This is a genomic window from Pseudoalteromonas sp. Ld19, assembly GCF_045064135.1.
GTDB classification, from domain to species: Bacteria; Pseudomonadota; Gammaproteobacteria; order Enterobacterales; family Alteromonadaceae; genus Pseudoalteromonas; species Pseudoalteromonas aliena.
The window spans coordinates 110,600-131,912 of sequence record NZ_JBISHA010000021.1; the positions used below are offsets into that span (position 1 = coordinate 110,600).

General features: G+C 39.4%; 22 protein-coding genes. 13 read left to right on the forward strand and 9 right to left on the reverse strand.

Annotated elements, in window-relative coordinates:
• Genes trpD through trpA form a run of 4 tightly spaced genes read left to right on the forward strand, consistent with a single transcriptional unit; the run spans position 1 to position 4,405 of the window.
• On the forward strand, positions 1-1,038 hold the full coding sequence (gene trpD / locus ACJJVZ_RS12430) for an anthranilate phosphoribosyltransferase (protein ID WP_405600855.1): 1,038 nt from the start codon (positions 1-3) through the stop codon (positions 1,036-1,038).
• Positions 1,031-2,395 carry a bifunctional indole-3-glycerol-phosphate synthase TrpC/phosphoribosylanthranilate isomerase TrpF gene (gene trpCF / locus ACJJVZ_RS12435; protein ID WP_405600857.1) on the forward strand — a complete coding sequence of 455 codons (1,365 nt, stop codon included), beginning with the start codon at positions 1,031-1,033 and terminating at the stop codon, positions 2,393-2,395. Before trpD ends, trpCF begins: the two co-directional genes overlap by 8 nt.
• A gap of 7 nt (positions 2,396-2,402) precedes the next feature.
• A complete protein-coding gene (trpB, locus tag ACJJVZ_RS12440; protein ID WP_170071055.1) occupies positions 2,403-3,587 on the forward strand; it encodes a tryptophan synthase subunit beta in 1,185 nt (394 codons plus the stop codon).
• On the forward strand, positions 3,584-4,405 hold the full coding sequence (gene trpA / locus ACJJVZ_RS12445) for a tryptophan synthase subunit alpha (protein WP_405600861.1): 822 nt from the start codon (positions 3,584-3,586) through the stop codon (positions 4,403-4,405). The genes trpB and trpA overlap by 4 nt, the downstream gene beginning before the upstream one ends.
• A 64-nt stretch (positions 4,406-4,469) precedes the next feature.
• On the opposite strand, the gene ACJJVZ_RS12450 is transcribed toward trpA, so the two are convergent.
• Both ACJJVZ_RS12450 and ACJJVZ_RS12455 read right to left on the reverse strand, forming a co-directional pair.
• Positions 4,470-5,048, reverse strand: coding sequence for a type 1 glutamine amidotransferase domain-containing protein (locus ACJJVZ_RS12450; protein WP_405600864.1), 579 nt, complete (start codon positions 5,046-5,048; stop codon positions 4,470-4,472).
• Positions 5,049-5,793: 745 nt separating this feature from the next.
• Positions 5,794-6,063 carry an HU family DNA-binding protein gene (locus tag ACJJVZ_RS12455; RefSeq protein ID WP_077538106.1) on the reverse strand — a complete coding sequence of 90 codons (270 nt, stop codon included), beginning with the start codon at positions 6,061-6,063 and terminating at the stop codon, positions 5,794-5,796.
• 191 nt (positions 6,064-6,254) lie between these two features.
• On the opposite strand from ACJJVZ_RS12455, the gene ACJJVZ_RS12460 reads away from it, so the two are divergent.
• Together ACJJVZ_RS12460 and ACJJVZ_RS12465 are read left to right on the forward strand one after the other, a co-directional pair.
• Positions 6,255-6,830 (forward strand): inner membrane-spanning protein YciB, encoded by a 576-nt coding sequence (locus ACJJVZ_RS12460; protein WP_405600867.1) that lies wholly within the window; start codon positions 6,255-6,257, stop codon positions 6,828-6,830.
• 67 nt (positions 6,831-6,897) lie between these two features.
• A complete protein-coding gene (locus ACJJVZ_RS12465) occupies positions 6,898-7,539 on the forward strand; it encodes a CPBP family intramembrane glutamic endopeptidase (protein WP_405600870.1) in 642 nt (213 codons plus the stop codon).
• A 53-nt stretch (positions 7,540-7,592) separates the two neighbouring features.
• On the opposite strand, the gene ACJJVZ_RS12470 is transcribed toward ACJJVZ_RS12465, so the two are convergent.
• On the reverse strand, positions 7,593-9,017 hold the full coding sequence (locus ACJJVZ_RS12470) for a sodium-dependent transporter (protein WP_405600873.1): 1,425 nt from the start codon (positions 9,015-9,017) through the stop codon (positions 7,593-7,595).
• Positions 9,018-9,206: 189 nt separating this feature from the next.
• On the opposite strand from ACJJVZ_RS12470, the gene ACJJVZ_RS12475 reads away from it, so the two are divergent.
• The 5 genes from ACJJVZ_RS12475 to ACJJVZ_RS12495 all read left to right on the forward strand — a co-directional run bounded on the left by ACJJVZ_RS12475 (position 9,207) and on the right by ACJJVZ_RS12495 (position 12,334).
• On the forward strand, positions 9,207-9,509 hold the full coding sequence (locus tag ACJJVZ_RS12475) for a YciI family protein (RefSeq protein ID WP_182701998.1): 303 nt from the start codon (positions 9,207-9,209) through the stop codon (positions 9,507-9,509).
• A gap of 161 nt (positions 9,510-9,670) precedes the next feature.
• Positions 9,671-9,928 (forward strand): hypothetical protein, encoded by a 258-nt coding sequence (locus ACJJVZ_RS12480; RefSeq protein ID WP_077538110.1) that lies wholly within the window; start codon positions 9,671-9,673, stop codon positions 9,926-9,928.
• Positions 9,929-9,931: 3 nt separating this feature from the next.
• Positions 9,932-10,606, forward strand: a complete 675-nt coding sequence (locus ACJJVZ_RS12485; RefSeq protein WP_058548980.1) for a response regulator transcription factor — start codon at positions 9,932-9,934, stop codon at positions 10,604-10,606.
• Positions 10,600-11,937 carry an ATP-binding protein gene (locus ACJJVZ_RS12490; RefSeq protein WP_193155525.1) on the forward strand — a complete coding sequence of 446 codons (1,338 nt, stop codon included), beginning with the start codon at positions 10,600-10,602 and terminating at the stop codon, positions 11,935-11,937. Before ACJJVZ_RS12485 ends, ACJJVZ_RS12490 begins: the two co-directional genes overlap by 7 nt.
• Positions 11,924-12,334, forward strand: coding sequence for a hypothetical protein (locus ACJJVZ_RS12495; protein WP_193155526.1), 411 nt, complete (start codon positions 11,924-11,926; stop codon positions 12,332-12,334). Before ACJJVZ_RS12490 ends, ACJJVZ_RS12495 begins: the two co-directional genes overlap by 14 nt.
• 163 nt (positions 12,335-12,497) lie before the next feature.
• On the opposite strand, the gene ACJJVZ_RS12500 is transcribed toward ACJJVZ_RS12495, so the two are convergent.
• The gene (locus ACJJVZ_RS12500; RefSeq protein ID WP_273047835.1) at positions 12,498-13,535 is read right to left on the reverse strand and encodes an AI-2E family transporter; all 1,038 of its coding nucleotides are present in this window, start codon (positions 13,533-13,535) and stop codon (positions 12,498-12,500) included.
• Between the two features lie 172 nt (positions 13,536-13,707).
• On the opposite strand from ACJJVZ_RS12500, the gene ACJJVZ_RS12505 reads away from it, so the two are divergent.
• On the forward strand, positions 13,708-14,598 hold the full coding sequence (locus tag ACJJVZ_RS12505; protein WP_405600878.1) for a TIGR01777 family oxidoreductase: 891 nt from the start codon (positions 13,708-13,710) through the stop codon (positions 14,596-14,598).
• Positions 14,599-14,688: 90 nt separating this feature from the next.
• On the opposite strand, the gene ACJJVZ_RS12510 is transcribed toward ACJJVZ_RS12505, so the two are convergent.
• The 5 genes from ACJJVZ_RS12510 to ACJJVZ_RS12530 all read right to left on the reverse strand — a co-directional run bounded on the left by ACJJVZ_RS12510 (position 14,689) and on the right by ACJJVZ_RS12530 (position 19,847).
• On the reverse strand, positions 14,689-15,963 hold the full coding sequence (locus ACJJVZ_RS12510) for an ATP-binding protein (RefSeq protein ID WP_405600881.1): 1,275 nt from the start codon (positions 15,961-15,963) through the stop codon (positions 14,689-14,691).
• A gap of 80 nt (positions 15,964-16,043) precedes the next feature.
• Complete coding sequence (locus tag ACJJVZ_RS12515; RefSeq protein WP_405600884.1) at positions 16,044-16,766, reverse strand: response regulator; 723 nt, start codon at positions 16,764-16,766, stop codon at positions 16,044-16,046.
• 261 nt (positions 16,767-17,027) lie between these two features.
• The gene (locus ACJJVZ_RS12520) at positions 17,028-18,068 is read right to left on the reverse strand and encodes a hypothetical protein (RefSeq protein ID WP_193155529.1); all 1,041 of its coding nucleotides are present in this window, start codon (positions 18,066-18,068) and stop codon (positions 17,028-17,030) included.
• Positions 18,069-18,379: 311 nt separating this feature from the next.
• Complete coding sequence (locus ACJJVZ_RS12525; RefSeq protein ID WP_405600887.1) at positions 18,380-19,048, reverse strand: DUF2987 domain-containing protein; 669 nt, start codon at positions 19,046-19,048, stop codon at positions 18,380-18,382.
• On the reverse strand, positions 19,041-19,847 hold the full coding sequence (locus ACJJVZ_RS12530) for a glucosaminidase domain-containing protein (protein ID WP_405600889.1): 807 nt from the start codon (positions 19,845-19,847) through the stop codon (positions 19,041-19,043). The genes ACJJVZ_RS12525 and ACJJVZ_RS12530 overlap by 8 nt, the downstream gene beginning before the upstream one ends.
• A 171-nt stretch (positions 19,848-20,018) precedes the next feature.
• On the opposite strand from ACJJVZ_RS12530, the gene ACJJVZ_RS12535 reads away from it, so the two are divergent.
• A complete protein-coding gene (locus tag ACJJVZ_RS12535; RefSeq protein ID WP_405600890.1) occupies positions 20,019-21,311 on the forward strand; it encodes an anti-phage deoxyguanosine triphosphatase in 1,293 nt (430 codons plus the stop codon).
• Positions 21,312-21,313 lie beyond the last annotated feature (2 nt).

A 21,313-nucleotide genomic window follows, 5' to 3' on the forward strand; every position in this document is an offset into this window, starting at 1 on the left:
ATGAGTACACAACCAGAACAACCCATAAATGTTCAACACGCTATTGAACAACTAATTACAGGGCAATCATTAAGCTACGCAGACGCCAAAGCACTGTTTGATGAAATAATGCAAGGTAATATGAGTGAAATTGAGCTAACCGCCCTACTTATAAGCCTTAAAATTAAAGGCGAAGTAAGCGACGAAATTGCAGGCGCTGCGGCTTCAATGCGCCAAAACGCCGTTGCTTTTACTACCAGCAATACGCAACTTGCCGATAGTTGCGGCACTGGCGGCGATGGTTCAAACACCATTAATATAAGCACAACTGCAGCCATAGTTGCCGCTGCTGCCGGTATTAACATGGTAAAACATGGTAACCGCAGTGTATCGAGTAATTCAGGCTCTGCCGACTTACTAAAAGCGCTGGGCATTAATATAGATATGAGCCCAGAGCAAGCAGCAAAATGTCTTGAGCAGACCTATTTTACCTTTTTGTTTGCACCGCACTACCACAGTGGCGTACGCCATGCGATGGGCGTACGTACTGCGCTTAAAACACGTACCATTTTTAATATTTTAGGCCCCCTTGCTAACCCAGCTGCACCTGATGTGCAATTGTTAGGTGTGTATAACGAAGCGTTATGTATGCCAATGGCACAAACACTTAAAACATTGGGCACAAAGCGCGCTATGATTGTTCACGGCTCGGGCACTGACGAAATTGCCCTACACGGCTCAACAACCGTAGTTGAGCTAAATAATGGCGAGATTACGCAGTACACACTAAACCCAGGCGACTTTGACCTTGCAAACTATTCACTTGAACAACTCGCTGGTGAGGGCCCACAATACAACGCAAATGCTAGCCTCGCTATTTTACAAGGCTCAGGCACAGATGCACATAATGCGGCTATTGTGGTTAACGTAGCTGCCCTTTTATACCTAACAGGTAAAGCAGAAACGTTAAAAGAAGGGGCAAAGCAAGTACAAACATTATTAAGTTCAGGGCAAGCCATGAACACACTAAATGCAATTGTTGAGGTAAGTAATGGCTAATGTATTAGACAAAATTGTTGCTGATAAAAAACTAGAGCTGATTGAGAGAAAAGCTGCTCGCCCGCTTGAAAGCTTCAAGCACCTTGCGGTGCCCACAAGCCGAAGCTTTTATAAAGCACTTGCAGCGCCAGGCACGCAGTTTATTTTAGAATGTAAAAAGGCATCACCTTCAAAAGGGTTAATCAGAGAGCCATTTGATTTAACCGAAATCACCTCGGTTTATAAAAAATATGCAACCTGCATGAGTGTGTTAACTGATACTAAATATTTTCAAGGCAGCTTTGACTATCTTGAATTTGTGCGCAGCCAAGTAGAACAACCGCTTATCTGTAAAGACTTTTTTATAGATGAGTACCAAGTATATATGGCGCGTATTTATGGCGGTGACGCTATATTACTGATGCTTTCGGTACTCGATGACGAGAGCTATAAGGCACTGCATGCTGTTGCCGATATCCTTAATATGTCGGTATTAACCGAAGTAAGTAATGAAGAAGAAGTACACCGTGCACTTGCGCTTGATGCACAAATTATTGGTATTAATAACCGTGATTTACGCGATTTAAGCACCGATTTAGCCACAACCGAAAAGCTACGCAAACTTATTCCAGCAGATAAAGTGGTTATTTCGGAATCGGGTATTTACACCCATCAAGACGTAAAACGTTTAGCTCCATTATGTGATGGCTTTTTAATTGGCAGCTCGCTTATGAGTGAGCGCAATTTAGAGCAAGCATGTCGCCGTGTTATTTTAGGTGACAATAAAGTATGTGGTTTAACACGTAGCCAAGATGTACTCACGGCATATCAAAATGGTGCTGTTTATGGTGGTTTAATTTTTCACCCTAAATCGCCGCGCTATGTCGATTTAGATTGCGCAAGAGAGCTAAGCCAAAGTGCCCCACTTAATTTTGTGGGTGTATTTGTAGATGCCCCCATTGAGCAAGTTGCTCAATACGCAAGTGTGTTAAAATTAGCGGCAGTTCAATTACATGGACAAGAAAGTGACGATTACATTGCGACGTTGCGTACACAGTTACCAAACGGCTGCGAGATTTGGAAAGCCCAAGCAATAAAAGATGTATTGCCAACGCCTGTAAATGGGGTTGAGCGACATCTTTACGATACGCACAGCGATACTCAAGCCGGCGGTACAGGTAAAGCATTCGATTGGTCAGTGCTAAGCGATGCAACCACACCATTTATGCTCGCTGGAGGCCTAAATCCAGACAATATTAAAGATGCGCTTTTAAAAGGTGCCTTAGGCCTTGATTTAAACTCAGGCGTTGAAGAATCTGCGGGTAAAAAGTGCCCTAACAAATTACATAATGCTTTTACAAGCATCAGAAATTATTGAGGTTAAAATGCAAAATCCAGCTTATTTTGGCGAGTTTGGCGGTATGTTTGTACCCGAGTTACTTGTCCCTGCACTTAAGCAGTTAGAAAACGAATTTAACAAAGCACAAAAAGATCCTGAGTTTCAGGCAGAGCTAAGTAAACTATTAAATGAGTATGCGGGTCGTCCTACGCCACTTACTTTAACGCGCAATTTAGTTAAAAACCCAAAAGTAAAACTGTATCTAAAGCGTGAAGACTTACTACACGGCGGCGCACATAAAACGAATCAAGTACTTGGCCAAGCGTTACTTACTAAGCGTATGGGTAAAAAACAAGTCATTGCTGAAACCGGTGCCGGTCAACACGGCGTTGCAACCGCGCTTGCATGTGCACTACTGGGTTTAAAATGTCGTATTTATATGGGCGCAAAAGACGTTGAACGTCAGCAACCTAACGTATTTAGAATGAAGTTGATGGGCGCAGAGGTTATTCCGGTAACAGCGGGTTCTGGCACATTAAAAGATGCCGTAAATGAAGCGCTGCGTGACTGGTCAGCAAACTATCAAGACGCGCATTACCTACTAGGTACTGCTGCGGGTCCTCACCCATTCCCAACAATTGTACGTGAGTATCAAAAAATTATTGGTGAAGAGGCCAAGCAACAAGTCCTTAAAGCCGAAGGTCGTTTACCTGATGCTGTTATTGCCTGTGTGGGTGGTGGTTCAAACGCAATTGGTATGTTTACCGACTTTATTGACGAGCCAGGCGTTAAATTAATTGGTGTTGAGCCTGCTGGTAAAGGTCTTGATACAAATGAGCACGGTGCAACAATTTGTAAAGGTACTAAAGGCATATTACACGGTACTTACACGTACATTATGCAAAATGATGACGGTCAAATTGAAGAGTCTTACTCGGTATCAGCAGGTCTTGATTACCCTGCGGTTGGTCCTCAGCACGCATTTTTACACGAAACTGGTCGTGCGCAATACGTTGGCATTACAGATACAGAAGCGCTAGATGCGTTCCAATCGCTTGCTAAAAACGAAGGGATTATTCCGGCACTTGAATCAAGCCATGCGCTAGCTTATGCCCTTAAGTATGCAGAAGAGCAAACCGAGGAGAGTGTTATCGTGATTAATTTAAGTGGTCGTGGCGATAAAGATTTAGCACACGTTCACAATGTACTATCTGAAAGAGGTCAGCTATGAGCCAAGTAAAAACGGATCGTTACGGCAAAATGTTTGCAGCGCTTAACGAGCAAAAACAAGGTGCATTTGTACCATTTGTAACAATTGGCGATCCAGGCAAAGCGCAAAGTATTGCGATTATTAAAAGCCTAATTGACGGCGGCGCTGATGCGCTTGAGCTTGGTATTCCCTTTTCTGACCCAATTGCAGATGGACCAGTAATACAAAAAGCAAATATTCGGGCCCTCGATGTGCACATTAATACACAAGATTGCTTTGATATTATTAAAGAAATACGAGAGTATAATGCCGATATCCCAATTGGTTTATTACTGTATTCAAACCTTGTGTTTAAGCGCGGTATAGAAGCATTTTACAAAGATGCAAAAGCGGTAGGCGTAGACTCAATTTTAGTGGCTGATGTACCGCTACATGAATCTAAAGTGTTCAGAAAGTCAGCAATGGATAACGGTGTAGACCCAATTTTTATTGCAACACCAAATGCCGATGACGACACACTTCGCCAATGCGCCTCTTACGGTCGTGGTTACACGTATTTACTATCGCGCGCAGGTGTTACCGGTACCGACGCTAAAGCACAAATGCCAGCGGGCAATATTGTGACTCAACTAAAAGAATACCACGCCGCCCCTGCTCTTTTAGGGTTTGGTATTTCAACGCCAGATGATGTAAAAGCGGCTCTTAATGCAGGCGCAGCCGGTGCTATTTCAGGCTCTGCTGTAGTTAAAATTATTGAAGCTAACCTTAACGATTTAGACGCAATGACAACGCAGCTAAAAGCATTTGTTAGTGAAATGAAAGCCGCAACCGCATTATAAAAAGTGTAAATTTACGCATTAAAAAAGGGCAATTAAATGCCCTTTTTTGTTTTTTAAAAGCAAATTAGTGAGCTTGGTGTTTACCCTCTAAAATCTCTTCAATAAATTTAGCATTAAATGCTACTAAATCGGCTGGGCTACGGCTTGTTACTAAACCTTTATCTACACATACTTCTTGGTCAACCCAATTAGCGCCTGCATTAATTAAATCGCTTTTAATACTTGGAAAAGAGGTAATGGTGCGGTCGCGCAATTTATTAATTTCAGCTAACAACCACGGCGCATGGCAAATAGCAGCAACGGGTTTGTTTTTTTCTGCGCCAAAAAAGCCATCAATAAAGGCTTTCGCATCTTTATCTTGGCGTAAACTGTCTGGATTAAATAAACCACCAGGAAGCATAAGCGCGTCATAGTCAGCGGGATCTACGTTCGTGACTAGTTTATCTACTGTTACTTTATCGCCCCACTTGTCTTCATCCCAGCCCGTAATTTGGCCTTCTTTAATTGATACTATTTCGATGTTTGCACCGGCATCAAGTAATGCGCTGCGTGGAGATAACAGCTCACTTTGCTCAAATCCATCAGTGGCTAAAATTGCAATTTTTTTGCCTTGTAAACGTGTGCTTGTTTGTAATGTACTCATTGAGATCTCCTTATTTTCTTAAAAGGTATATTTAAAATACACAGTTAAAAAGCATGATGCGTGCCGAAAACAAGTAATTGAAAATAAAGGAGTAAATTAGAATAGAGTTTATGATGCCATGTAAATCATTTAGAAGGGATGAAAAAACTACATAGATCAAACACAGCTTTGAAGCTCAATGATTAAAATAGAGAAGCTTCACTTCTCGCGTGAGCAAGCTCGACGCCTACAACTAACGCTCAGCATTATGTTTATTTTTGTAGACGCACAACTTGTTGGCGTTTAAAACGCAGTTTTTATGATAGGTGGTTAAGTAATTAGAAGCTGCGCTTCTAGCGTGAGCAAGCTCAACGCCTACAACTAACGCTCAGCATTATGTTTATTTTTGTAGACACACAACTTGTTGGCGTTTAAAAACGCAGTTTTTATGGTGGGTGGTTAAGTAATTAGAAGCTTCGCTTCTCGCGTGAGCAAGCTCGACGCCTACAACTAACGCTCAGCATTATGTTTATTTTTGTAGACGCACAACTTGTTGGCGTTTAAAAACGCAGTTTTTATGATAGTTGGTTAAGTAATTAGAAGCTGCGCTTCTCGGGTGAGCAAGCTCAACGCCTACAACTAACGCTCAGCATTATGTTTATTTTTGTAGACGCACAACTTGTTAGCGTGATGGGCAAAGCCCACAATTTTTATGTTTAATAACTTCAAGGAAAGCTCAATCAACGACCAAGCTAAATAATGCTATTTAAAGTAGATCCTTTAACGCTTTAGCCGGTTTAAAAACCGCTTTATTTGCGCCTTCTATTTCAATTGCTGCGCCTGTTTGCGGGTTACGCCCAGTACGTGCTGGATAGTAACTTAGTGCAAATGTACCAAAGCCATTAATTTGTACTTGATCGCCCTCAGAAAGCGATTTCGTAATTACTTTTTGCAAGCTTGAAAGTGCCGCTTGAGCATCTTTTTTTGTCAGTTCACTTTTGTGCGCGATGGCAGCAACGAGTTCAGCTTTGTTCATTTTAGGCTCCAAAATACACGCCAAATCAGTGTTGGTTAAGCGTGGGAATATGATGATATAAAAAATACCAAACCAAATTGGTAATAAAGCCACGCAGGCTAAGGGTTACAGGACAACAAGTCAACCTTGTAGTTGCTAAGCTTTATGTGGTAAAAAGCCTTTGACTCTTTTTTGTATAATTTAGGTAGACTATGCACGCATTGATTGAATACATCCCCCTAATACTGTTTTTTGCAGTATTTAAACTCGTCGATATTTATTGGGCGACTGGTTTATTAATGGCAACCACGCTCATTCAAGTTGCTTATAGCTACTTTAAACATGGCACTGTGCCTACTCGTCAGTGGATATTTTTTGGCATTGCTACCGTGTTTGGTACATTAACGCTGGTACTTCATGATGAGCAATACATTAAATGGAAAGCAACACTCATATACGCAGGTTTAAGTTTAACGTTACTTATTAGCCGTTATGTACTTAATAAAAATCTAGTTAAAAAAGCGCTTAGCTCAATCCTCGAGAATGCTAATGATACAAAACAAGCCATTGTAGTCCCAGAACCGTTATGGGATAAGCTTAACCTAATGTGGGTTGCTATAACTGCTGGCATAGCGACACTAAACATTTATATTGCGTATAATTTTTCGCTCGATTTTTGGGTTAACTTTAAAGTGTTTGGTTTAATGGGTATTACTTTTGTAAGCATTTTTGCCACCATTATCGCCTTATATAAATACTTCCCTGATGAAGAAGAGCCTGCAAAGTAAGTTCTTTTCGTCATAAAAGTGTCGTCTTAGCTTGTTAGTTTGGTAAAAAACGCAACCTGAGACGACCTTGAACGCCAATCAATACCGCTGGTTTGAATTTACCCTCATTTTTATTTTACTGCCCTTGCTGGGCTTTAGCTTACGTGGCTATTTAGCTAACTGGCTTATTCCTGCGCTTATTATTTTGATGAGTGTATGTTGTATGTTGCTGCTTGGCGATCCCCATTTTAAACGTTTTAGACTCACAAGCCTTGGGCAATTTTCTGCTGTGAAAAGACGCCTATTTAGCTTCTTTTTTTTAGGCGCACTGTTCTCGGGGATGTTTTACGGCATAATCCATCAAGGTAACTGGTTTACCCTTCCCCGTAATTCTTTCAATGATTGGCTTTTATTGTTATTACTCTATCCAGTGCTTTCGGTTATCCCCCAGGAATTAATATTCAGAACCTACTTTTTTCATCGTTATAAGCGTATTATGCCAAAAAAAACAGTGCGTATTATAGTTAGTGCGACTGTATTTGCGCTGGCGCACATTGTGTATGCAAATTGGATAGCAGTGGGTTTAGCGTTTTTAGGAGGCTTATTGTTTGCATTTACTTATGCACAAAGCCGCTCAACCTTTGTATGCGTAATTGAGCATAGCTTATGGGGGCTTTGGATGTTTACGCTTGGGATTGGCAGCTACCTCGACTCAGGCGCATTTAATTAAAATTACACACAAAAAAGCCGCAGCAAGTGCGGCTTTTTTAATTGGGGCTGTATTTAAAAGCCAAATATTTTTAAGTCAAAAAACTTAGTCGCGACTGTATTTATAAATATTACAGCTAATATGACTGGAATAAATGTTGAAAGCGAAAAGTTAACGTATTTTTCTATTAAGCTACCAGCATAATTAGGCGAACCTAAGCTTAGCTCTTGTGTTAAACGTGCTTTTTTCCAGCGGTACATTACAAACAAACACACCATTAAGCCATTAAGCGGTAAAATTGTGTCGTAAAATACATCAACAATAATATCGAAAAAGCTCTTATTTACACCGCCATAACTGGTAAATGAGGTAAGGCTGTCAATCATACCAAACGACATAGTACATAAAATAGTGAGCACGCCAGTTGTAAGTGTTAAAATACCTAGTGCTTTTTTACGACTAATCCCTTTGCGATCGCTTAATGTGGCTGTGGGTACTTCAACAATAGATACCAATGATGTAATTGCAGCAAAAAATACCAACAAGAAGAACGAAAACGCGACAACCGATGCACCTACGTATCCGATATCATTTTGCAGTGCTAATAATATTTTCGGCAAATACACAAAAATCATCGACACTGACGAGTCAGAAAGTGCTGTTGGGTCTGTGTTTGGATCAAAACTAAATATAGCTGGTAACACCATAAGACCTGCGACAAATGCGACTAACGAGTCAGTAATTGCTACCATTTTTGCACTACTAACAATGTCATCCTTTTTAGAGATGTACGACGCGTAAGTCATTAATATACCCATACCTAACGACAGCGAGAAAAATGCTTGGCTTAACGCCCCATTAAGAACGCTTGCACTCATTTTAGAAAAATCAGGGATAATATAATATTTAACACCCGCCATTGCATTATCAAGTGTTAATACATAGATAACCAAAGCAAGCAGCATGACTAGAAGCGCTGGCATCAGAAATTTAGCGGCTTTTTCTATACCTTGCTTAACACCCCCTAATAAAATTAAGTTAACAATAATAACCACCACCGCCATGTAACCAAAAACAGTGTAGCTATTAATAAAAACACCAAAATGACTAGGTTCAGCGAGTAAATCTAAATTCCCCAGACCTGTTTGCATTAAATAGCCAAAAATCCACACTGTAATTACCATGTAAAATACAGCAATCATAAATGGAGTAAGTACAGCTAAAAAGCCTGCAAACTTCCATTTTTTATCGTTATTTGCTAACAACTTGTACGATCCAAGAGGATCTTTTTGAGCATTTCGACCCATTGCCATTTCAGCCATCATGACAGGTAAGCAAATGAATACGACAAATAAAGCATAAATTAATAAAAATGCGCCACCACCATTTTTAGTAGCAGAGACAGGAAAACCTACTAAATTACCAATACCAACAGCAGAACCTGCCGCCGCTAAAATAAATCCGAGACGGGAGCTAAATCGCTCTCTATTATCGCTCATGTATAAAACCTTTTTATTATTTTGTATATTCCAGCGACTCTACCAGTGTTACACAGCGATTTTCAAGCAATTACAGCGTAAAAATAAAATCCAAGTGTAAACATGCGTAAATACGCTTTTAATTCACCAATTTTCAACGCTGTGGTAGTATTCGATTAATCAAATTTAACAAATTTAATGAGACTCCTTATGTTGTACATGATTCACTCAACTGACGTTGAAAACAGCTTAGAGTTAAGAAAAGCTGCACGCCCAGCACATTTAGAACGCCTAAGTAAGCTTGACGCGCAAAATCGTTTATTTACTGCAGGTCCACTTCCAGCAGTGGACAGTGACGATCCTCAAGAGGCAGGTTTTACCGGTTCTTTAGTCGTTGCCGAGTTTGATTCACTTGAAGCGGCGCGAGAGTGGGCAGCAGCTGATCCGTATATTGCTGCCGGCGTATATGAAAACACGGTTGTTAAACCATTTAAAAAAGTGTTTCCTGCTTAAGGTGTAGTTGGCCCTGTAAGCGAGTATTGCAGGCTAATTCAGGGTTTGTTCACAGGATTGTAATTAAAATTACTATGATAAAAACGAATTTAACGTTTTTACTTGAATTTTAGTAACTTACTTAATTAAACTAAGTGGGTCTGGTCTAGGAGTTCTCTATTATGCGCGTATTATTAAGCCTTTGTTTTATTGCTAGTGCGAGTGTTTCCAACTTTGCCCAAGCAACAACGGCCAAGCAAACATCTCATGCTGAGATGGACAAAAAGAAAGCCGTAATACTTGCAAAGCAAACTATAGATGGTAAGACCTTAAAAATCACCGAAAAAACAGATTTTTATACCGTACGAATACTCAAATCTGACGGCCACGTCGTTGATTTACATATTAATAAAAAAACCGGCGAAGTGAAAAAGGATTAACAAATGCGAATTTTAGTTATAGAAGATGATTTACATTTAGCAGATAACCTACGTAATGCATTAGAAAAAGAGCGTTACAGCGTGGATTTATGTCACGATGGCGAAGCGGGTCTTTTCCATATTACAGAATACCCGCTTGATATGGCTGTGGTTGATTTAGGCTTACCAAAAATAGATGGTATTGAACTCATTAATAAGGCGCGTGCACAGGGGATCACTATCCCTATTTTAATCTTAACCGCGCGTGATCGCTGGCAAGACAAAGTTGAAGGTTTAGATGCAGGTGCAGATGATTACCTCACAAAGCCATTTCATGTAGAAGAATTAATTGCACGCTGTAACGCACTTATTCGTCGCAGTGCTGGCAAAGCAAACCCAGAAATGACTGCTGGCCCAATTAAAATCCATACCCGCTCTCAGCAGGTTTGGGTTGATGATAAAGAGCTTAGTCTTACAGCATACGAATATAAAGTACTTGAGTACTTGATGGTAAATCCACAAAAAGTAATTTCTAAATCAGAACTTACTGAACATATTTACGACCAAGATTTTGACCTTGATTCAAACGTAATTGAAGTATTTGTATTGCGTTTACGTAAAAAACTTGACCCTGAAGGCACATTAAACCCTGTAGAGACTCTGCGTGGGCGCGGCTACAGGCTCAAAAGCCAGTGGTAATACCGCAAATATCGTTAAAAATAAGACAAGGATTTATCCTTGTCTTTGTTTTATTGCTCGCACTGCCTATTTTATTCTATTCAATTGGTAAAGCGTATTATGCTTCACTTGTTGATGCGACAGAAAAAACCCTCGAAGCACAGCTCTACTCGCTTATATCTGAAGTCGACTTTACCGAACACGGCATTATCATGCCAAGTACGATTTTAGCGCCTGAATTGAACCGATTAAACTCTGATACTTACGCAATGATCTACCGAGACGATGAGCCTATTTGGCATTCTGAGTCAGCCGTAAATGTTAGTTTTGTTCCTCAAACAATCGAAACAAAAGCGGGAGCTGCCGACTTTAGACTGGTGAAACACAAAAATACAGCGTACTGGCAACTTAGCCTAACTGTTATTTTGAACAACATAGATCAATCAGAGCAAGCTCGCTTTATACTACTAAAGCGTAACGATGCCCTGCTACGTTTAATGGACGGCTTTAAGCAAACACTTGTAGAGTGGATGTTTATTATGGGGATTGCCATTGCAGGACTCATGGCTGTTGGTTTTATCTGGAGCGCTCGCCCATTGCAACGTCTGGATAAAGAAATAAAAGCGATTGAATCTGGTGATATTCAGGAAATTAAAGGCCTTTATCCAGTAGAGTTACAAACAATCAAAGCTGACCTAAATTTACTCCTTGAGTCGCAGCAACGCCAAAAAGAACGTTATAGAGCGTCACTGAGCGATCTTGCTCATGCGTTGAAAACTCCCCTAGCAGTTTTAAAATCAAGCCCACTTGCAAACGACGCCGATGCTCAAGAGCAACTTGACCGTATTAATGTGATGATCGAACATCAGTTAAAGCGAGCAGCCACTGGGGCCTCCGATACATGGAAAAAACAAACACCGGTTAAGCCCATACTTGATTCAATTTTAAGTGCAATGGCGAAAGTTTATCGCGATAAAGATATTATTTTTAATTGTTCGATCACTGAAAAGGATTACTTTTTAGGCGATCAAACAGACTTGATGGAATTACTTGGCAATTTAATCGATAACGCCTGTAAAGCGTGTCGTTCACAAGTAGAAATACAAGTTGTTCAAAGTAAAACATTACGTATTGCAATTAGCGATGACGGTCCTGGTGTGCCAAAGGATAAACGCGAGGCTTTACTCACTCGTGGTACTCGTCTCGATACATACGAAAGCGGACACGGTGTTGGTATGGCAATCGTGTCTGATTTAGTTAAGTCGTACCATGGTACACTTACTATTACCGAAGCTGATAACCTTGGCGGCGCTCAATTTATTTTAGAGTTTAATTATAATGACAAAAAATAAGTATTTATTTAATTCACTTTGGCTACTTCTGTTGAGTATCAGTCCATTAAGCTTTGCTGCTGATGAGTGTAATTTACCCGCTAAAGCAAACCTTGAAACAACCAAACGCTATATTCAATGCCTTGATACCGTGATTGTTAAAGCAAAACAAGTGCAAAATACCTGGATAATGAAGCGACAATATGAGCTATCTAAGATAGAAGAAGAAACAGGTAATACGCAAGTATCTCTTTTATTTAACCGCAGCATAACTGATCATGAAACGTACACTGATAGCAGTTGTCAGTTGCGTTACATGCTACAGTCACCTAATGCAACGCAAGCTGCAATTAACTATAAACTCTGCGAAATTACATTAATCAATCAATTTACCAACGTATTAAAAGCAGCACTGTAAAAATAACAATTATAGAGCGCTCAAATGTAGACTAATACCAACCGAGTCAAGTATGGCGTCTGTTTAATCGTTTGTTGAGCGACTTTTATATCTAAACATCAATAACTTAACATTTAACTACCACGCCCTAGTATTTACATTGCTTGGTAGTTAAAGCCATCAATTAGTTTTTGGCAACATCATCTTCGCCACTGCCAAGTAAAGTGGCAACCCACTTACCCTCTGCGCTGGCTTCTAGACCTATTTTTACTATCATAGTTAGTGGCACTGATAAAAGCATACCTACAGTGCCAAGTAACCACCCCCAAAATATTAAGGATAAAAATACGACGAGTGTAGAAAGGCCAAGCCCCTTACCTAAAAATTTAGGCTCTACAATATTACCCATCACCGTATTAATAGTTAAGTAACCTGCAGCCACAAGCCCCGCAACCAAGGGACCTTGAGTCACAAGCGCTAATAAGATAGCAGGTACGGCAGCAATAATTGAACCAATATTAGGAATGTAATTGAACATAAAAGCCAATACGCCCCATAACACAAAGTAATCCACATCCAATATCCATAAGTAGAATGCGGCAATAACACCGGTGGCTAAACTCACTAACGTTTTAATCGCTAAATATGAATTTATTGATTCTAAAAAACGATCTATTTGCTTCATTTTACGATCGGGATCATCCAGTGCCATATGTATTTTTCTGCTTAGCATTGGCCCTTCAAATAGCATAAAAACAACCGTTAAAATGATTAAAAACATATTAGCCATAACCCCACCTAATCCGGTGAGCATATTTGTGGCAACATCAACCATTTTTCCAGGATCAAACATATTGATCAGCTGCTCTTTATTGATCAATATGTTGTACTTAGATGCTAAGTCAACCAACCAAACAAATTCTTCTTTAAGCTGTGCTTTATATTCTGGGAGCTGCTGCGAAAAATCGTTTATAGACTGGCCAACAAGCCCACCAAGGCTTACACCTAAGCCAACAATAATGAGCACAACCAAAACAACAGCAATCCCTTTAGGGATTTTATAGCGAGCAAAAAACTTGATAAATGGATTACAAACGATGGCAATAAACGCCGCTAAAATAAAGGGAATAATAATTACACTCGCTGCTTTTATACCTGCGAGCACAACCACTAATGCAGCAAAAACGATTAGACTTTTATTTACCCCAGTTAAACCTGCCAACTCATTAATCCTTTTTATAAAATATTTTGCCCCAGTGTAAGGCAAATTCCAATAAAATGAAATAATTACCAAGTGATCATAAAAGCTTGCTGAACGTATAAATTTACAAAACGGCTTACTAGCGAGTATATGTTTTAACCACTTGCTATCACCTTAATTATAAGGATCAATAATGCATATATTTATCACTGGCGCGACGGGGTTAATTGGGCAGCACTTATGCCCTTTGTTACTTGATAATAATACTGTTACAGTACTTAGTCGGAACCCTGCTAAAGCAAGCGCATTATTGGGCAATAGCGTTAAGGCCGTAAAGAATATCAGCTCTGTGGATTTTAATGACGTTGATATTGTAATTAATCTAGCTGGCGAACCCATAGTTAATAAACGTTGGAGCGACAAACAAAAGCAAATAATACGCGACAGCCGTATTGTTATCACACAAAAAATTAGTGCCGCTATTCAAGTATGTAGCACTCCCCCCCACACCTTTATATCGGGCAGTGCTGTGGGCTTTTATGGTCGACAAAGTAGTAGCCTTATCGATGAAAATTTTAACAATCCACACCCAGAATTCAGTCATCAACTTTGTAAAGATTGGGAAGAAGCCGCACTGTTGGCACAATCAGAACTCACGAGGGTCTGTTTATTACGCACTGGTATCGTGCTTGCTAAAAATGGCGGTGCATTAAGTAAAATGTTACCCGCTTTTAAGCTATGTTTAGGTGGTCCAATTGGAAGCGGCGATCAAGGTATGTCTTGGATACATATTGACGATATGACTCAGCTGATACTTTTTATTATCAGCCATCCTGAACTATCAGGTCCGATAAACGCCACTGCTCCTAATCCAGTCAGTAATTCTGAATTTAGTAAAAGCTTAGGTTATGCGTTATCGCGACCCGCGTTCATCCCTATGCCCAGCATTGCGTTGAAGTTACTAATGGGTGAAATGTCAGGCTTGCTAACAACAGGACAATTTGTTGTCCCTCATAAGGCACTCGCGAATGACTATCGTTTTCACTATCCCGATATCAAATCAGCTTTAGAGAGTTTGGTTTAGCTGACATAAAACACTTTAAAACTGATGATATGGGTGAATAATTATTTTGCCCATATGAGTGTTTAACCCGTGGCTTTAATTCGGTAAACCTTAAATTTTTATCGGGAGTACCAAAGTAAATTTAGATCCTCCGTACTCACTGTCCGTCACGGTGACTTGCCCGCTGTGTAAAATCATAATTTCGTTAACAATAGCCAATCCTAGGCCAAAACCTAAGCTCTTATCTTTATTAGTAAGCTGATGAAAAGGCTGAAAAATACTATCTCTATATTCAATATCAATGCCTTCACCATTATCTTCAACACAAAATAAAAGTGTATTTTTAGCTACACTCGCCGAGAGATAAATTTTAGTTCCCCCATACTTGTCTGCATTTTTCACAAGATTTGTGATACAGCGTTCAATCAAAGTCTTATCTATCAATGCATTAAATGTTGGGGCAGTGTTATGAGTCAACTTCAAGTGATGTTTACATTCAATTAAAAGTTTTTCATGCAGTCCCTGCAAATACACTCCAATCGGAGTTTCTTCTAATTGTAATTTAAGCTCCGCACGCTCCATTTTCGCGTAACTTAATAGCTCATCAACTAAATCCTCTAAAGCAAATATTTCATCTTCTAATGCCTTTATATGTACCGTATTATTTTCGTTTTTAGCGGTTAACAGCATCTCTAAAATCATTTGCATACGAAAAAGTGGTGAACGGAACTCGTGTGCTATAACATGAGTTAACTGCTTATGGCTGCCTAGAATTTTTTGCATTTGATCTGCCATTTCATTTAAACAAGTATTAACACGCCCAACCTGAAAGCGCTTTTTGGTTGGCGCCCTTGCTGACAAATCGCCCTGACTAATATTAACTAATGTAGACTCTATTTTTTTTAATTTTTGGTGTAAACCAAACAACCAAGTAAAACAGCTAAAGGCTATTAAACTGACTAAGGTCAATAAAGTAATATCACTAACCTTTTCATCAATTTGCAATAACGTGTGATTAATGTTTTCTTTTACTTGAAAATAGCGCACAGGTGTAAACGCCTTAAAGTAATCAAACTCTTCATCATCAAACCAAGCTTGCTGACTTTGAAGCGCTAATTGAATATGTTCTGGGATAGTATCTAAATCAACGACAGTGATAATACTTTGATTATGTTCTGCAATCTTATCTAATAAGATTTGACGCCTTTGCGGTGTTATATGCGTATCTAACTCTTCAAGTAGCGCAACTTCCGAGATGAAATTTTCGGCTCTGATAATGTTTTCAACATCAACATAAAGATACGTATTAATTAAATGCGCGATAATAAAAAATACAAAAATTGCGCTTAAAAGGCCTAAATATAAAGAAACAAACAATCGTGTCATGTAATCTAATTTCCTGAAATATAAATGAGAGCGTAACCTAAATCAGGAATGTGTAATGTACGTGATTTTATAGATACAAGTTACCAAAAATCAGGAACAAACATATAACCCTTACCCCGCACGGTAATTAAACCTTGTGGTCGGTTAGCATCGTCTTTTAGCTTTTTTCGTATTTGAGCTATTTTATTATCTATGGATCTATCTAAACCATCGTATTCAACACTTCTAAGCGATTTCAACAACTCTTCTCTGCTTAAGACTTGCTCTGCATGCTGCGCAAGTTGCCAAAGCAGCGAAAACTCAGAAGGCGTTAAAGGCACCAGTTCATCCGCTAACTTACAACGTTGCAACGAATTATTTAGCCATAACGCACCAAAAACTTTCTTTTTGCTTGTGCTTTGAGTAGTTTCAATCTGTTTAGGGTTCTCAATGCTTTGACTCCTTCGTAACAGATTCTTAATTCTAGCGAGTAACACTCTAGGTTGAATCGGTTTTTGAACAAAGTCATCTGCTCCTATTTCCAATGCTGCCACTTGGTCCATATCATCACCGCTGGCAGTTAACATTAAAATCTGTCCTGAATATTGACTTCTTACCTCACGACACACAGCTAAACCGTCAATACCCGGTAACATTAAATCAAGAATAACCAAGGTTGGTGATGTGTGTACTATTTTTTCAACAGCACTTAATCCCGAATTAACGACGTAAACATCAAAATTAAAATTTGAAAGGTAATCTTGTAATAAAGATGCGAGCTTTTCGTCATCTTCGACCAACAGAATACTCTGATTATTTAACATTTTATAAAGATAGGTTATTCAAGTAAAACATAAGCATCAATATAACAGACAAATAAAAAAGAGACATTATTAGGGCATGTTTATCTTTTAAGGTTAAATGTGTAGCCGTATCGTTCTTTCCTATACATGGTCGATATCATACAAAAAGCTAAACATACGCTACTAAGTAAGTTTTAGGGGCGCTGAGTCTAATTAGATAAAGCCGCCCCGAGACAATACTGAAAAATTAATACATTCAGATACCTCTTTGTTTACTTAGATTTATGGTTGTAGCAAGTATTTATCTAACTCCGCTTTTGTCATTTCGTGTGCGCCATCAAACGGTGCTGCTTCAATAGTAAAAAAGTAAAATTCAGGTCCTAACTCAGCGCCTAGCATTTCGCGAAAATACGTTAATTGCGCTCCGTGACCAGCATGATCTCGACCTAACTTATCGGCCGTTACGCCATTAACACAACACCACGAATGAACGCCTACTTTAGCACCTTCGGTGTATACACGTTTTGCACCTGATGCGAATAAATCAACCCCACCTGAATATATTGCAGAGTCACTTTCTACCATAGTGGTTAATTGCGCATTACGGACTAATCGGCCTGTATGCATATTAATTTCGTCATTAACCGAACCGCTGATCTGCTGTAATATTAATGTATCAACCGCTGGGTTGTTATTAATCAAATCACTCATTTGTATATAGGTGTTAGTTCCTAAATCACCATTCACGGTGGCCTTTGTTCCTGTAACTTCAATAGTGCTGCTACCGCCATTAACAAGGGATTCATTGAACACTAAGCGAACATTAAATATTCCTTTGGTTTGACGATCAGTCACTGTACCACTGTAAATGATATTATCGCTGTCCTCTTGAATATCAATAGAGGTACTATCTAATGCACGAGCAGGGTTTGCGACTGCTTGCTCAAAAGGTAGATCACTTTCCAGTACGGTTAGTGAGCTGACTGGCTCTTCTTTATCAAAGTTAAACCCTATCATCAAATAGCCATTTTTATACTTAGCCGCAATTATGTTGTCCCCGGTATAAATTTCTACAAGACTAATGTCAAACTTAACACCTTCAATTTGTAATTCTAACTCTGCTTGATTTTGCTTAAATGTTTCGACATATTTAGACACATCTTCTGGTTGGATCAAATGTACAGCCGCAGGCGAAGTCGGATTGGTAGGAGTCGTTGTTTTTACTGGTGCCACAGGGGTTATGACTTTTTTTGAGTTACTTCCGCACCCTTGCAATACAAGTGTTGTCGCGACGGTTAATGCCATAATAGTTAATTTATTCATAATACTGCCCGTTTATCTTTAAGTGGGGCCAGTATAAATAGAAGGTTACACATACAATAGTGAGAGTTTGTCGTGCGAATGTATGTAAAATCATTACAAACAGAGTTATAGCGATTAGTTTAAGGGTTGTTGACCTTTTTGGATTAAAACTTGTTCAATCTAAGGGGCGATTTAATCGCGACGTGAAGTTTGTAACTTAGTGGGCTCGGTAACTGCTCCTGCGTTACTTTAATGACTTACATCCTTGTAAGAATAAATCAAAACCGAACAAAGCTTCCATGTTTTGCTCGGTTTTACTTATGTAAATCAGGCTATTTTACAATCCATGGTGTTACTTTTAAAACCTGCGATATATCACCAAGCACTGCGTTATCATCTTCCCAGCTATTTTCAACTGCAAAGTAACACACTGACTTTTCGCACGTAATGTTCTTATCATCAAATTGTACTGGGCTTTTAAATGTAACAGCAACGCCCTTTTGCTCCGGTAGTAAAAACCACATTAACTTACTGACAAAAAAGCCGGACAAATCAGTTAACAGCTCATCAAGTTCTTCGTTAATGATATACAGCGATTGCTTTGAAAACGCTAAACCCTCTAGTTCGTTTGCTTCTATTTGTAGCTTTAATTGGCAATCATGAGCAGGGTTCTGTGGCTCCACTACAATCACGGCTTTATCGCTATCAAGCTGCTTATCAAACGGTAATAATAGCTGGGCTTTATCGGTAAAGTTAAGCGGATACTCGTTTTTTTCGGTTAAAATAGTGCCGCTTTTTATTGCACACGACTCGTTTGTGCCAATGTCACTAATATAAAAATTTACGCGCGCATATTGAAAATCGCCTTTATTAACGACCTTTAATCTGTCGTAAAAACCGTCGTACGACATTACAAACTCTCTCGCATTGGCGTTAAATACAGTCGCACTGAGCAACAACAACGAGAAAAAATTCGCGCAAGTTAGAATACGTTTATTCATCAAAGTAAGCTCTATTTTGGTTGATCATGGTGTTCAATTCTTCAATGTACGCTTCACCACGTTCTGAATACGACATTAAACCCTGCGTTAGTTTTGTAGCCTTGATCTGCTTTTTTTCAAGGCGTAGGTTCTCGCGAATAACGCGTAAATCTTTATAGGCCGAATGCGTGTTTATATTTTTAAAATAAGAATTTATAGCCGCTCTTACCGATTTAAACGCAGCCACTTCATGCGCTGCACCGCTATTACGGCGTCTTGGCACCATTCCACAGCCTTTTGAATAGCACCACTGGCCAAAAAAGTTAAGCCCTATGCGTGCAAAACGCGATGTGCCCCATGCAGATTCGTTAGCCGCTTGCATCAACGCTAATTCTTTAGGAATAACATCAACACGACGTAAAGCATGCGCTAGCGTTAATGTATCAAGTGTTGTTGGCAGACCGTACGTTTTTAAAATTTTAACAATATCTTTGCTTTGCTTTTGTTCTAATGACAAATCATTTTGCAGCATCATTCTAGCTATTTCGAGCTTAGCTCGCTGCTGCAGTATTTTTTTATTTTCGGCTTCTACATGTGGGCGAATAAAATCAAAGAAGGCTCGTTTTTTTTCTTTTACATCACTAAACTCAGAAAACTTTGGTAATTTTACATTGTGCAGTGGTTTTTCTTTTTTCTTAATTTTTTTAGGTTGTTCAGTCGTTTTTTGATCCGATACAACACCGTCACTTTGTATAAATGGATACGCAAGCGCCCATATAAAAAAGACGGTTAACAAAAACTGAAAAATAATTCTTAGCATGTATTCTCTCTTTCAAACAACTAATTATGCATGGTTAATACACACGCATACGAATCGTCATTATACCTAAGCCACTTTATAAACGCGAATAACTAATGTTGTGTGTTAATTCGCAATTTATAAGTGCATGGGTATACTGCTAGCGTTACTAATTATTTTTGAGCGAGCAGTATGGATAAACAATGGCAAAGCCGAATAATAGATCAATACAAACACCGTCCTAACGATAATCGCTCACCGTGGCAGGTTGACCGTTCTCGTATTATTCACGCAGCAGCATTTCGGCGTCTACAAGCCAAAACCCAGATTATGGGCATTGGTTTAAACGACTTTTACCGTACTCGCCTTACCCACTCTTTAGAAGTATCGCAAATTGGTACCGGCATACTGCGTCATTTAAAAGCGCAACATAGCGACTTTACGCACTTTCCATCAAGCGGACTACTAGAAACACTCTGTTTAGCGCACGATATTGGCCATCCACCTTTTGGTCATGGTGGCGAAATAGCCTTAAATTATATGATGCGTAACCACGGTGGCTTTGAAGGCAATGCACAAACACTTCGCATAGTTGCAAAACTTGAGCCCTACAGTAATGGGCACGGTATGAATCTGACTCGCCGTACGTTATTGGGCTTTATAAAATACCCTGCCTTTATTAATACGCTTTGGCACACCATTCCCAACGATACAACCGGTCGTGCATTTATTAAAGCCGATGACTGGCGACCAGCAAAAGGAGTGTATAACGACGACAGTGCCATATTCAATTGGATAGTAGAGCCGCTAAGTGAAAACGATAAAGCGCTGCTGGGTAACCACGCTACAAGTGATAAATATCGCGCTAAAACAACGTATAAATCACTCGACAGCGCTATTATGGAACATGCCGACGACATCGCTTATGCCGTGCACGATCTTGAAGATGCAATTGCAACTCATGTACTCACTTTAGACGACTGGCAAACGCATGCATTACCTCAATTAAAGACACTTAACTTTGAGTGGTTAAATAATATGCTGGATTCGCTCACTAAGCGTTTATTTTCAAAACATGACTATGAGCGTAAAGATGCTATTGGTGAACTAGTTAATACCTTTATTATTCATATACATTTGGATATTCAAAACGATGACTTTGAATGCCCTATTTTAAAGTACACCGCTAAATTAGATGCGCAATACGACAGTGTATTACAAATACTTAAGCATTTTGTATTTCAACGTTTAATACGCGATCCTGAAATGCAGCAAATAGAGTTTAAAGGACAAAACTTACTGATAGAGTTATTTACTGCGTTTGCCAGCGATCCGCTGCGTTTATTGCCCGAAACAACACAAGCGCAATACATAGAGGCCGAAAGACAGAATCAAGGCATGCGCATAATTTGTGATTACTTAAGTGGAATGAGCGACGAATACGCCTATAAAACATATCAACGATTGTTTTCACCTATCCAATAGCT

What these genes read in the sequence shown, in the direction of transcription:
- trpD (WP_405600855.1), top strand. Translation starts at nt 1, where the DNA reads ATGAGTACACAACCAGAACAACCCATAAATGTTCAACACGCTATTGAA.
- trpCF (WP_405600857.1), top strand. Translation starts at nt 1,031, where the DNA reads ATGGCTAATGTATTAGACAAAATTGTTGCTGATAAAAAACTAGAGCTG.
- trpB (WP_170071055.1), top strand. Translation starts at nt 2,403, where the DNA reads ATGCAAAATCCAGCTTATTTTGGCGAGTTTGGCGGTATGTTTGTACCC.
- trpA (WP_405600861.1), top strand. Translation starts at nt 3,584, where the DNA reads ATGAGCCAAGTAAAAACGGATCGTTACGGCAAAATGTTTGCAGCGCTT.
- ACJJVZ_RS12450 (WP_405600864.1), bottom strand. Translation starts at nt 5,048, where the DNA reads ATGAGTACATTACAAACAAGCACACGTTTACAAGGCAAAAAAATTGCA.
- ACJJVZ_RS12455 (WP_077538106.1), bottom strand. Translation starts at nt 6,063, where the DNA reads ATGAACAAAGCTGAACTCGTTGCTGCCATCGCGCACAAAAGTGAACTG.
- ACJJVZ_RS12460 (WP_405600867.1), top strand. Translation starts at nt 6,255, where the DNA reads ATGCACGCATTGATTGAATACATCCCCCTAATACTGTTTTTTGCAGTA.
- ACJJVZ_RS12470 (WP_405600873.1), bottom strand. Translation starts at nt 9,017, where the DNA reads ATGAGCGATAATAGAGAGCGATTTAGCTCCCGTCTCGGATTTATTTTA.
- ACJJVZ_RS12475 (WP_182701998.1), top strand. Translation starts at nt 9,207, where the DNA reads ATGTTGTACATGATTCACTCAACTGACGTTGAAAACAGCTTAGAGTTA.
- ACJJVZ_RS12480 (WP_077538110.1), top strand. Translation starts at nt 9,671, where the DNA reads ATGCGCGTATTATTAAGCCTTTGTTTTATTGCTAGTGCGAGTGTTTCC.
- ACJJVZ_RS12485 (WP_058548980.1), top strand. Translation starts at nt 9,932, where the DNA reads ATGCGAATTTTAGTTATAGAAGATGATTTACATTTAGCAGATAACCTA.
- ACJJVZ_RS12495 (WP_193155526.1), top strand. Translation starts at nt 11,924, where the DNA reads ATGACAAAAAATAAGTATTTATTTAATTCACTTTGGCTACTTCTGTTG.
- ACJJVZ_RS12505 (WP_405600878.1), top strand. Translation starts at nt 13,708, where the DNA reads ATGCATATATTTATCACTGGCGCGACGGGGTTAATTGGGCAGCACTTA.
- ACJJVZ_RS12510 (WP_405600881.1), bottom strand. Translation starts at nt 15,963, where the DNA reads ATGACACGATTGTTTGTTTCTTTATATTTAGGCCTTTTAAGCGCAATT.
- ACJJVZ_RS12515 (WP_405600884.1), bottom strand. Translation starts at nt 16,766, where the DNA reads ATGTTAAATAATCAGAGTATTCTGTTGGTCGAAGATGACGAAAAGCTC.
- ACJJVZ_RS12520 (WP_193155529.1), bottom strand. Translation starts at nt 18,068, where the DNA reads ATGAATAAATTAACTATTATGGCATTAACCGTCGCGACAACACTTGTA.
- ACJJVZ_RS12525 (WP_405600887.1), bottom strand. Translation starts at nt 19,048, where the DNA reads ATGAATAAACGTATTCTAACTTGCGCGAATTTTTTCTCGTTGTTGTTG.
- ACJJVZ_RS12530 (WP_405600889.1), bottom strand. Translation starts at nt 19,847, where the DNA reads ATGCTAAGAATTATTTTTCAGTTTTTGTTAACCGTCTTTTTTATATGG.
- ACJJVZ_RS12535 (WP_405600890.1), top strand. Translation starts at nt 20,019, where the DNA reads ATGGATAAACAATGGCAAAGCCGAATAATAGATCAATACAAACACCGT.